Annotated in this window: 10 protein-coding genes and 1 pseudogene; 6 read left to right on the forward strand and 5 right to left on the reverse strand. The window is 58.0% G+C overall.

Annotated features, from left to right (window positions below; translation table 11 throughout):
• Positions 1-22: 22 nt before the first annotated feature.
• Complete coding sequence (locus LOC68_RS00190) at positions 23-1,402, reverse strand: Gfo/Idh/MocA family protein (RefSeq protein WP_230214201.1); 1,380 nt, start codon at positions 1,400-1,402, stop codon at positions 23-25.
• A gap of 48 nt (positions 1,403-1,450) precedes the next feature.
• Positions 1,451-2,869, reverse strand: coding sequence for an SUMF1/EgtB/PvdO family nonheme iron enzyme (locus LOC68_RS00195; RefSeq protein WP_230214203.1), 1,419 nt, complete (start codon positions 2,867-2,869; stop codon positions 1,451-1,453).
• A 447-nt stretch (positions 2,870-3,316) separates the two neighbouring features.
• Here LOC68_RS00195 and LOC68_RS28700 point away from each other — a divergent pair.
• Both LOC68_RS28700 and LOC68_RS00200 read left to right on the forward strand, forming a co-directional pair.
• Positions 3,317-3,649: pseudogene (locus LOC68_RS28700) on the forward strand (GNAT family N-acetyltransferase); the annotation flags it as partial.
• 387 nt (positions 3,650-4,036) lie between these two features.
• Positions 4,037-4,975 (forward strand): acyl-CoA desaturase, encoded by a 939-nt coding sequence (locus LOC68_RS00200; protein ID WP_230214204.1) that lies wholly within the window; start codon positions 4,037-4,039, stop codon positions 4,973-4,975.
• Here the strand turns inward: LOC68_RS00200 and LOC68_RS00205 are convergent.
• Positions 4,972-5,973, reverse strand: coding sequence for an alpha/beta hydrolase (locus tag LOC68_RS00205; RefSeq protein ID WP_230214207.1), 1,002 nt, complete (start codon positions 5,971-5,973; stop codon positions 4,972-4,974). The genes LOC68_RS00200 and LOC68_RS00205 overlap by 4 nt on opposite strands.
• 199 nt (positions 5,974-6,172) lie before the next feature.
• Between LOC68_RS00205 and LOC68_RS00210 the strand changes: the two genes are divergently transcribed.
• Together LOC68_RS00210 and LOC68_RS00215 are read left to right on the forward strand one after the other, a co-directional pair.
• Positions 6,173-7,231, forward strand: a complete 1,059-nt coding sequence (locus tag LOC68_RS00210; protein ID WP_230214209.1) for a glycoside hydrolase family 76 protein — start codon at positions 6,173-6,175, stop codon at positions 7,229-7,231.
• 40 nt (positions 7,232-7,271) lie between these two features.
• Entirely contained in the window at positions 7,272-8,213 is a 942-nt protein-coding gene (locus LOC68_RS00215; RefSeq protein WP_230214211.1) for an SGNH/GDSL hydrolase family protein, read from the forward strand.
• Here LOC68_RS00215 and LOC68_RS00220 read toward each other — a convergent pair.
• Positions 8,210-9,274 carry an alpha/beta hydrolase gene (locus LOC68_RS00220; protein ID WP_230214213.1) on the reverse strand — a complete coding sequence of 355 codons (1,065 nt, stop codon included), beginning with the start codon at positions 9,272-9,274 and terminating at the stop codon, positions 8,210-8,212. The two genes, LOC68_RS00215 and LOC68_RS00220, sit on opposite strands and share 4 nt — an antisense overlap.
• Before the next feature lie 180 nt (positions 9,275-9,454).
• On the opposite strand from LOC68_RS00220, the gene LOC68_RS00225 reads away from it, so the two are divergent.
• Together LOC68_RS00225 and LOC68_RS00230 are read left to right on the forward strand one after the other, a co-directional pair.
• Complete coding sequence (locus LOC68_RS00225; protein ID WP_230214214.1) at positions 9,455-9,793, forward strand: ArsR/SmtB family transcription factor; 339 nt, start codon at positions 9,455-9,457, stop codon at positions 9,791-9,793.
• Entirely contained in the window at positions 9,790-10,272 is a 483-nt protein-coding gene (locus LOC68_RS00230) for an SRPBCC family protein (protein WP_230214215.1), read from the forward strand. The genes LOC68_RS00225 and LOC68_RS00230 overlap by 4 nt, the downstream gene beginning before the upstream one ends.
• A gap of 150 nt (positions 10,273-10,422) precedes the next feature.
• On the opposite strand, the gene LOC68_RS00235 is transcribed toward LOC68_RS00230, so the two are convergent.
• The gene (locus tag LOC68_RS00235) at positions 10,423-11,562 is read right to left on the reverse strand and encodes an SGNH/GDSL hydrolase family protein (protein ID WP_230214216.1); all 1,140 of its coding nucleotides are present in this window, start codon (positions 11,560-11,562) and stop codon (positions 10,423-10,425) included.
• Positions 11,563-11,618 lie beyond the last annotated feature (56 nt).

Raw genomic sequence — 11,618 nt, forward strand, 5'->3', positions numbered from 1 at the left:
ATCGAATCAAAACGCTTGTCGTCTAGCCGAATTCGCGATCGCGATTCTTGCCCGGCATCGGGACCGGGTAGCGGCCGTTTTCGTCCGGCATGACCGGCGCCGGACCGTCTTCGGTCAGCTTGTCGACGTTCGGGGCGAACTCGTGCTCGCAGTTGAGCATTTGTTCGTAGGTGATTTCCTGGCCGGTGTGAGCCGCCATGCGTCCCATGCTGGTGACCAGGCTCGCTTCGACGCCGCGGGGAACTTCGTTGTACGGCTTGTTGTTCACAATCGCGTCAATGAAGTCGTTCCATTCCAGTTGGTACGGGTTTTCTTCCGGTTGCGGCCAGGCCCAAGTCACTTCGCGGCGGTTCTGGTTTTGACCCGAGAACGTGCGAACCTTGCCCGGGGTGTGACCCGAGGTGCTGACGATCGCCGAACCTTTGCTACCGTGGACGGTGCTCGACATGTCGTTGCGGCAGCCGATCATGGTGCGGCCGTCGAAGAAGAGCTTCGAACCATCGTCGTAGGTGTATTCGACGGCGTAGGTGTCGAAGTTCTGGTCGATGAAGTCTTCGCGATAGTGACGTCCGCCCAAGGCTTGCGCTTTGACCGGCCACGCGTTCTTCATCCACGAGGTTTCGTCGATCTGGTGAATGTAGAAGTCGCTGAAGCAACCGCCGCTGGCCCACAGGAAGCTGTGGAAGCGTTCGATCTGGAACATCACTTCCGGCTTGTCTTCCGGCTTACGCGTCGAGAAGGCCGAAGCGACCGGGCCGTGCATGCGATAGGCTCGCATCGTGATGATATCGCCGATTTCGCCATCCTGGATCCGCTTGTGCAGTTCCTGGCGACCGCGGCAGTGACGGACCATCAGGCCGACCGCCGACTTCAGGTTCTTTTCGTCCGCTTTGGCGGCCAGGGCGAGCATCCGTTTGGCGCTGGGGCCGTCGGCGATCACCGGCTTTTCCATGAAGACGTTCAGGCCTTTTTCGATCGCGTAGGTGTAGTGAACCCAGCGGAAGGCGAGCGGCGTGGCGAGGATGACGACGTCGCCAGGATTCAAGGCGTCCATGGCGCTCTTGTAAGCTTCGAAGCCGACGAACTGACGTTCTTTCGGCACGTCGACCTTCTCTTTGTTCGACTCGAACGAACGATCGAGCGATTGGTAGCTGCCGTCCAGGCGATTCTGGAAGACGTCGGCCATGGCGACCAGCTTGGTGCGGCCGTTCGGCACGCGCAGGCAGTCCGCCGCGGCGCCGCTACCACGTCCGCCGCAACCGATCAGCGCGACTTGGATCGTGTTGATCTCTTTTTCTTCGGCGTGAACAGTGGGAACGGCGAAGGCGGCCAGCGCCGAAGCCGTACCGGCGACTTTGATAAAGTTGCGACGGTTTTCAGTCGATTCGATTCGTTCGCTCATCATCAATCCTGCTTTTTGGGGAAGTGTTGAGGTGAAAAGAGAGAGGGGCTAGTAAACGTCTCGTGCGCTATTCCAGTAGAAGTACATTTCTTCCGGCGAAGGAACCTTCGCCGGACGCACGATGCGAAATCCGAGTTGAGTCGCATCGGTGTGATACCAGATGCTCTTGGGCAATTGCGGATCTTGGATCTTCCAGGAAGCGTCCGATCCACGTCGCGCCGCCGAGCGGAGTCGATCGGGATCATCGTCCCAGCCGCCGCCGCGAACGGTTCGCGGATAAAGGGTGGTTGGCTTGATGAAGGGGTTATCGGTATGCCCTTGGATCTTGGCGAAATAGTCCGGCGTATATTGATCAGCGGTCCATTCCATCACGTTGCCATGCATGTCGTGCAGGCCCCAAGGATTCGGTTTCTTTAGGCCAACCTTTTGGTACTTTTCATTCGCATTGTCATAGAACCAGGCGTATTGCTTGAGCAGGTCCGGATCATCGCCGAATGAATAAGCGGTGTTGGTTCCAGCACGGCAAGCGTATTCCCATTCGGCTTCGGTCGGCAAGCGATAGAAATGCCCAGTTTGAGCGCTTAGCCACTGGCAATACTTGTTTGCCGCGTGCTGCGTCATGCTGATCGCCGGATAGCCATGCTGTCCCATCCCGAAGCTCATTTCGGTGTAGGGAGGAGTTGGCTGGCTGACCGCGTCGACCATCGTATGTTTGTCGGCGTCGTAATCGATCCGGCCGCCATCCTTACGGCGGTCGACCTGCGTGATCATGAACGGCTCGTATTCGTCCCAGGTCACTTCGCATTTGCCGATCCAGAACGGATCGACTTTGACCTTGGTCTGCGGGCCTTCGTCTTCTTTGCGAAGCTCTTCTCCCTCGGGACTTCCCATCAGGAATTCGCCGCCAGGCACGGCGACCATGTTGAACTCGACTTGCGTCAGCGGAATCACTTTCGCGTAGTTCTGCGCTTCGCCTGCTTCCTTTTCCGCTTGAGCGACGATCTTGGCGTGGATCTTTTTGATGAGCTCAAAGTCGTCGGCCGAGACGAAGTTGCCCGCCGGTTTCGGCTTCGCGACAAGCGTTTTGTCAGCAGGCCACTCTGCCCCTTCGGAGATCCAATTGCGAAGCAGTTCGGTTTGCTCTTTCGTAAGCGGTCCGCCGGTGCGCAGAGGAGGCATCAGCATCTCGTCGGTTCGTTCGACGACGGTCAACGTATAGATCATGCTGCTGTCGGGTTCGCCTGCGACGAGCCCTTCGCCTGAACCGCTGTCAGTCGCCAACTCTTTCGTCGTCAGGTTGAAGTCCCCTTCGGGCTCATCGCCAGAGTGGCACGAGACGCAGTTCATCTCCAGGATCGGCGCGATCTCTTTTTCGAAATCAACTTTGGCGGCTGACGCGGAGAATCCCAAGCAGGCGATCGAGAAAAAGCAAAGGAGCTGGGTGCTTATCAGGAGATAGCGGATCAAGCGTTCGTTCCTAAATGTACGTTGGCAGGCAGAGCGGGCATGATTCCGTACGCCATGCGGGGAGAAAACAAATCGGATTGCGTTCAGCAATCGAGTACGATTTTGGGCGAAGAAATCATCACCTGGGGGCTTTCATTCTAGATAGTTACTCCAGCGGTTTCTTGCCAAATTTGCCGAGAAATCGCTGCAAGCTCGGAATTTTTTCAAAATTCGCAACCGATTTCAGTCCGGCCGCCAATCTTCGCGGCTGACAAAGAATAGGGATCAGGTGGGGGCTTCCGAGGACTCGTCCAGCAGCAAATAGCCGGGGAATCTCTCCGGTTACGGTTTGTCTAGAAGCGGGAGGCTTTTTCCCGTTCAAGACAGGAGCCCACTGGTGGAAATTCACGATGTGAGAATTGACGTTGCGCCAGAGGATGGGGGCCGTCGCCGTCGTTCAAATGGCTCGGGATTTCAATCATGGCGGTTCGCGTCGAATGGCGACGACATCGTGTCGGCGGCAGACTACTGGACGTCGCAGAAGAGGAGGCGCGACGCCGAGGCTGCGAATACGCCTGTGTCGACACCATGTCGTTCCAGGCGCCAGACTTCTACATCCGGCATGGTTATCAGATCGCGGAGAGGCTTCCCGATTGGGACTCACACGGGCATGAGAAGCTTCTGCTGACGAAACAGCTCGAAATCCAATACCAAGCACTGCCGTCTTCGGCGAACTTGCGGGGCACGTCCCCCGGCATGACTGGGAAAATCGTTACGAATGCCGTAAATTACCCCTGTTGACGTGGCGAAATTCTCCCATTATGGTAATGCATCGTACATAAATAGGCTCTGATCTACTGAAGCTCTGGGTAGCATTAAACTGCTATCAATTGGGCAAAATCAGGCCGTCGGGGACAGGGCGAACGAGGAACGTCCCCCAGAATGGCGAGTGTGTTGGGATTTCAGATTGCCCAAGCACGTTAAATTTTGCAATTTTGCACCTTCGTCAGGTTCTCGTTCTGGCGAAATGGGATGACTACGGTCGTCATTTTATCTAGGCAAGGCGGCCGGATAGTAAAGAAGATTTTCGATGTTCCGCTGAGAACGGTCGATCAATAGAATATCCCCCCCCTTTATGCGCCCGGCATCGGTTGCCGATCGGAACTCCTACCTTAGGAAGAATTTGACGTGCTCAAAGTCCTGCACCAGCCGAAGCGCGAGCGTTTGGAAAAGCCGTCTGGCGTCTATCCCATCCGCATTTGGTGGGAATATGTCGGCGTACTTACCGTGATCCATATCACCGCGCTGTATGCGTTCTGGCCCTATTTGTTCAGCTGGATCGGCGTGTTCTCGATCGTGATCGGCCATCACCTCTTTGGCATGTTTGGGATCACGGTTGGTTATCACCGACTACTTACGCATCGCAGCTTCACGTGCCCGCGTTGGTTGGAACATACCTTTGCGGTTCTCGGCGTCTGCTGTTTGCAAGATACGCCGGCTCGCTGGGTGGCGACGCATCGGGTACATCATCAACACTCCGATCATCGCGAAGATCCTCACACGCCGCTGGTCAATTTCCTCTGGGCCCAGTTTGGCTGGCTGACCTTGAAGGATCACAACTTCGGCAAGATGGCCCACTTGGACCGCTATGCTCGCGACATCGTCCGTGATCCGTTCTACCTCTGGTTGGAGCGGGGACAGAACGGGCTGTTCGTTTTCCTTGCTCACGCGGTGGTCATCTATTTGATCGGCGGCGCGATTGGCCTTTCGTATGGCGGTTGGTCGGAAGCTTGGCGCATGAGCTGGAGCTTGCTCGTTTGGGGCGTCGCGGTCCGTACCGTGGTCGTCTGGCACCTGACCTGGGCCGTGAACTCGATCACGCACATGTGGGGCTATCGCACGTTTGAAACGAACGACGACAGCCGCAACAACTGGTTCGTCGGGTATTTGACCCACGGCGAAGGGTGGCACAACAACCACCACGCCTGGCCGACCGCGGCAGCCCATGGACAAAACTGGTGGGAGTTCGATATCTCCTACCGCGTCATTTGCTTCCTGGAAATGATCGGCCTGGCGTGGAACGTGTCGCGTCCCGATACGAAGCGGTCGAAATCGACCGCCGCCTAGTTCTTCGACTTCTTCGCATAAGCGGCGACATCGGTCGCCGCTTTGGTCGGAACGCCCGGCTTGTTGAGAAAGCCGAGATCTTTCAGCCAGGCCAAATAGCTGGCTGGCCACGTTCCGAACGGAATGCCGCCCCGGTCTTTGATGCCGCCGCCGTGGCCGCCGTTGCCGTAGATGTGCATCTCTAGATTCGGCGCTCCCGCTTTCAGCATCGCGGTGAAGTAGTCGGCCGCCCACAGCGCGTGGACCCGATCGCCCGACCCTGCCGAAGCGATGAAGCTCGGGGGAACGTCGGCCGGAATCTTCGCTTCCGGATTCGCAGTGAAGGGAGTCGGCCCAGGATAAATCACACCGACGAAATCAGGCCGAGCCGAGACCTTCGCCAACGGATCGTCGGCGCCGCTATGATCGCGCTCAAACGCTTCGTAGGCTATCGCCGTCGGCGCCGAGAGTTCGGCTCCAGCTGAGAAGCCCATGATCCCAATCTTCGCCGGATCGAGCTTCCACTCCGCTGCATGAGCCCGGACGATGCGAATCGCTTGAAACGCGTCGTTCACTGCATCAACTTCGGCGACATAGCCGTCGACGCGGAGACGATTGCGGAGAATGATCGTCGAGACTCCTTGCTCTTTGAAAAACGGAACGCAGTCGGCGCCTTCCGGTCCAACCCACAAAATCTTATGGCCGCCGCCAGGAGCGACGATCACCGCCGTGCCGGTATTGTTCGGCTGGTCGGTTGCGAGGTGAACTTCGATCGACGGGTTGTGAATGTTAATTACGTTGAGAATGTTTTCCGGCTTCTTCGAGAAGGTCGAATTGTAGTTCTCCGCTTCGTGAACGCGCTCTTGGTTCAGGATCGGCGAGCTGGCCGGATAAAGCGGCATCACCATTCCGCCTGGGACGATCGTCTGCGGCTGAAATGGTTCGGCGGCCTGCAGCGAAGCGGCGCCGGCAATCGAAACGATCGCCGTTACGGAGAGGAGGGCGAGGGAGAAACGCATAAGGCGGTTCCTGTCGATCGGGAGCGAGGATGGGGTGGGATTTGGGGCGAACATCGCGTGAGAATACGCGCCGTTTGCTCGCCGCATTGGAAACGGCGAACTATCATGATAACTTCGGACGGAGCGAATCGCCACGTACGCCTTCGTTTTGAGGGTCGATCCGCCTCCTTCTATCCTCCTCATCTAAAGTACGGGTCCCATGAAAAAGCTACTGACGCTCGTCCTGCTGCTAGTGACAGCCAGTTCTCTTCAGGCGAAAGATCGCCCCGACTACAAACGTCAGGCCGAAACGGTCACCGATCACATTCAGAAGACCTTCTTCGATTCCGACAGCGGCGTCTATTTCAAGACGACCAAACGGGACAAGCTCGACTGGGTCTGGCTGCAAAGCGTGATGTTTGCGAATCTCGCCGCCGCCGCGCGCATTGAACCGGAGAAGTACGCTCAGCCGATGGACGCCTATTTCAAGGCGCTTGATGGTTACTGGGACGACAAGGTGCAGATCCCAGGCTACGAACCAGGACTGACGAAGGGGAACGGGAACGACAAGTATTACGACGACAACGCCTGGCTGGCGATCGCTTTCGTCGAAGCGTACGAAACGAACCGCGACGCCCGTTATCTGAAGCGAGCCGACGAGACGCAGCGATTTGTCCTCAGTGGTTGGGACGACGAAATCGGCGGCGGCATCTGGTGGCATGAGCGTCACAAAGATGGAACGAAGAACACGTGCGCCAACGGTCCGGCCGCAGTCGGTTGTCTCGTCCTGGCGAAGCATGAACCGGAAAAGGCCGCGGCGCTGATCCAAAAGGCCCGCGACATCGTCGCGTGGACCAATTCCGCGCTGCAAGATTCCGACGGCCTGTTTGACGATCGCAAAGTGGTGAAGACCGGCGAGATCAAACGAGGGAAGTTGACCTACAACAGCGCCCTGATGTTGCGTGCAAACCTGGGGCTTTACCGCGCGACCGGCGAACAGGCTTACCTGGACGAAGCGATTCGCATCGGCAAAGCGGCCGATTGGTTTTTGGATTCGCAAACCGGCGTCTATCGCGACGCGCTGCGCTATTGTCACTTTATGATCGAAGCGGACTTGGAGCTTTACGAAGAAACCGGCGATACGCACTATCTGAAGCGGGCGCAGCACAACGTCGACGCGCTCTACGCTCGGTGGGAAGCGGAGAAGCCGGACGACATGATGTCGAGCGCCTGTTTGGCTCGCGTCCTCTGGCTGATGTCGGAAGTGGAAGTGAAGTAGTCGACGACAAGTCAAGTTCAACGCACGCAGGGAGTTGGCGATGGCGGCACGACGAAAGCGACTAGCGGCGATCTCGATCGGCGGGCTCCTGATCGTCGGCTGCGCCTTGTTCTATGTGAAGTACTTCATGCTGCGCAGCATCGGCAGTGGTCCTGCTGGTCCGGCGGTCGCGGCGGAGCCGTTCGCCGAGATCTGGACCGACCGGCAAGTTCGTCTCGTCGGAATCGGCGACAGCGTCACGGCCGGACTTGGCGCTAATACGCAAAGCCATACGTACTTCAATCGTTTGATCGCCAACCCCGACGACGAGTTCGCCGACATGCAGGGGCGCTCGCTATCGAAGGTGCTTCCCAATCTAGTCTCCGATAACTTCGCGATTTCCGGTTCGACGTCGCGGGATCACCTGAACGTGATTGACGACCGCTTGGAAATGCAATCGCCCGACGAATTTGGTCTGGTGGTGATGACGTCCGGCGGAAACGACCTGATTCATAACTACGGACGAACCGCCCCCAGAGAGTGCGCGATGTATGGGGCGACGCTGGCTCAAGCAGAGCCGTGGATCGACGCGTTTCACGTCCGCTTGGACGAGATGCTCACGAAGATCGACGCCAGTTTTCCGGGCGGATGCGAGATCTTCCTCGCCGACATCTACGATCCGACCGACGGCATCGGCGATGCCCCGAGCGTCTATCTTCCCGATTGGCCGGATGGCCTGGCGATTCATGCCAGGTACAACAAGGTGATCAACGAGGTCGCCGCTGGCCATCCGAACGTTCACGTCGTGCCGCTTTACCAGAACTTTTTGGGGCATGGCGCCCATAGCGGCCAGTTTTGGCGTTCAACCTATGACGCGGAGGATCCGCACTATTGGTTCTTCGAAAACATCGAAGACCCGAACGACCGCGGTTATGACGCGATTCGTCGGGTCTTCTTGAATGCGATCGTCGAAAACTCGCAGCTGGTACCGGCCGAACGTTAGTCGGCGTGGTAACCGCGCCACATCCAGATGAGCGTGTCGGCGAGCGTCGTTTCAAAGACCTTGCCTTCGCAGTGGCGAGTCGCTTTGCTGAAGACGTAACGATAGTCGTAGCCCTTCGCCTTCAGTGCGGCGGCGGTCCGCTCGTTGGCCATGACCCAGTTGTGATAGGTTTCTTCCGGATCTTTGGCTCGGTTGTCGTTCTCGGCGACATGCGTGAAGATTCGCAGCGGTTTCTTTTCGCTCGTTTCGATCAGCTTCTTGCCGGAGTGATACTCCCACGCGCCGAGCGGGTACTCCGCTTCTTCCGCGGCGTCGTCATCCTGCTGATCGACGAAGGTTCCAGAGTAGGTAATCAAGCGGCGAAACAGGTCAGGCCGAAACCAACCGGCGGTTAGCGCCGCGGCGCCGCCGGAGCTGCACCCCATGATCGCTTTGCCCCAGGGATTGTCGGTCAGTGCGATATGGGGATAGGCGGCCTTGATTTGCGGATCGTTGAGGACGGCCGGAAGGACTTCGTCATTGACGAAGTGGGCGAAGCGGCCGGACATCGTGTCATATTCCAGGCCACGTTGGCTGCCGTAGCTGTCGTCGCCGCCGTTTTCGACGCCAATCAGGATGAATGGGGGAATTCGCCGCGCCGGATCTTTGGAGATGGTCAGATTGTCGAGCGCGTGCTGAATCAGGTTCATCCGGTTGGGAGCGTCAAGCGACACCAGGATCGGCGCCTTCGTGCCATCTTTGTAGGCAGCCGGAATGTAAACGAAGATCTTCCGTTCTTTACGAACCGGTTTCTTCGGATCGAGCGTCGAGTCGTCGCCGCGATAGATCTTGCTTTCGGCCAGCGGCATGTTGAACTGGAACAGCTTCCCTTTGGGATTGCCGCGATCGGTCAGATCGGGATCGATCTTGTAGTCGGGACCGATCACATAGTCGCCGTTCCCTTCGCTGCCGGGATTTTCGGTGTAAGACTCTTCGCCAATCGCGGCGCCGACAATGGTCGCCAACATGACGAGGGAAAGAATGCGCAGGGTGATAGCGCGGATCGTTGTTTGGTTGAGCATGGCGGGATCTTCGGAAAGAGAGGATGAAGGTAGGTGGTGGGATCGCTCTAGTTTAGCACGCCAACGGATGGGCCGCTTACTGGGGAAACTATACTTAGGTGTTGACCTAAGTATGGAGTGGCGGTAAGAATGGGGAAAAGCGAGCGGCTCGCTGCTCGCTGAATGAGGAATGACCTGACAATGGTGAAGAAAACCGCTTCAATCGACGACGTTTTTCGCGCACTGGCCGATCCGACGCGTCGCCAGGTGCTTGAGCGGCTCAGTCGCGGACCGGCGTCGGTCAGCGAGTTGGCCAAGCCATTTGAGATGGCGATGCCGTCGTTCGTGCAACATCTGGGCGTGCTCGAAGATTGCGACCTGGTTCGCTCGACGAAGAAGGGACGTGTGCGGACATTCGAGTTGGTGCCGCAATCGCTGCAAACGGCGGAAGATTGGCTCGGCCAACAGCGTCAGCTGTGGGAACGCCGTTTGGATCAACTCGACGACTACCTTTTGAAACTCAAGGACAAGCAGTCATGAATCGTGCGTTCACCCTCGAGCCGGATCCGAACTTGGACCTGGTATTGGAGCGAGTTGTCGATGTTCCTCGCGAATTGGTTTGGGCTGCTTGGACGACGCCGGAGCATATTTGCCAGTGGTTTTGCCCTCGTCCCTGGTCGGTGACCGAATGCGAGATCGACCTGCGACCGGGCGGCGTCTTCAGCACGACGATGCGTTCGCCCGAAGGGGAATTGTTCCCCAACGCAGGTTGTTATTTAGAAGTCATCCCCGGCGAACGCTTGATCTGGACCGACATGCTCCTCCCTGGTTTTCGCCCTGCCGAGCAAGGTTTCATGACCGGCATCCTCACGCTCGAATCGGTTGACGGCGGCACAAAATACACGGCGATGGCGTTTCACCGCGACGAGGAAACTCGCAAACAGCACGAAGAGATGGGGTTCCATGCTGGCTGGAGTACGGCGCTTGACCAATTGGTGGAGCTGGTCAAAAGCTTCTAACTGATTATGCGTAGGTTGGGTGCAGCGAAGCGCAACCCAACTATGCGTTTGCAAGCGGAAAGTGGGTCGCGCAAGCAAGCAAAACTGCAAGCGCGAAATGTGCTCATTCGCGCTTGCTTCACCCACCCTATGTAGGAATCGCAAGACGCGCTACTTCTTGTTCAGGATCTCTTCCAGGGCCGGAACGTAAGCGTCGGCATAGCGAACCATGCCGAGATCGCTGGGGTGCGATCCATCGGTCGCCGCTTCGCCGTCATCGCCGAGCAAACCGTCGCCGGGGAGATAGTACAGATCTTTGACGCCTGCGGCTTGCAGGTTTTCAAACGCCTGGCGAAACGCCTTGCGGCTTCCTTCGTGGCGAGCCCGGGCCGATTTCTTGAACGGAGCGTAGGTGTAAGTTCGGTCTTCGACCAGCAGGATCGGCGTATCAGGATGCGCTTTGCGCAACTGCATCACCAGCGGCTCGGTCTTTTCCGCGACGACCGGGCCGTCGACGTTCGGCAAGCAGTCGATCACGTAGACCGCCGGATCGAGTTCGGTCAGGAACTCGCCCACTTCCGCCTCCAAGCGGCCGTTACCGGAGAAGCCGAGATTGATCACCGGGCGATTCATGCGGCGACCGACAATGCCGCTGATCGACATCCCGGGACGCGACGCACAAGCGCCATGCATGATCGACGTGCCGTAGAAGACGATCGGCTTTTCGTCGCGCGGCGCGACGGCGGCGAATTTGCTTCCCTTGGGAACGCCGATTTCGAGTTTATCGACGCCGTTGTACAGCGGCAGATAGAGGGTATAAAGTCGCGGCTGGCCATTGGGGCGCGGGTCGATATCGTTAACCAGCACCGCGTTGACCTCTTGTGCGGCGGGACGCGAAACGGCGAGCCAGCGATCTTCTCCTTGCTCATTCCGCGCGTACAGATCGACGCCGCTCACGCCGGTCGCAGGCATATGCGGCATATCGAGACTATTGCTCAGCAGCTTGTAGCGAACGTGAATCGCCGGAGCGTCGGTTTCAAATCGGGTCAGCATGCCAGCCGAATGTCGGCTGAGGCTCCAGACCGCGCCGCGAACCTTCTTCTCGGCCCGACCCGGCAAACGATCGTAGTAGCGAATCGCATCGTCCCAGCCTTTGCCTTCGACTCCCCATTCTTGCACGTCGTACCAGGCGACGTTGTCTTCGACTTTCGGCTCCGGCGCGGCGGCGTGTAACAGAGTTGGCAGCGCAACAGACGCGGCGGCGGCAGAGGTCAGAGCTAGGAAGTGACGACGAGGGAAGACGCTGTACATCGCGATTGCTCAACTGGAAAGGAGGAGTGGGGGAGTTTGGGCGGGAAGCGGAACTC

Source organism: Blastopirellula sediminis (assembly GCF_020966755.1).
In the GTDB taxonomy this organism is placed as follows: Bacteria; Planctomycetota; Planctomycetia; order Pirellulales; family Pirellulaceae; genus Blastopirellula; species Blastopirellula sediminis.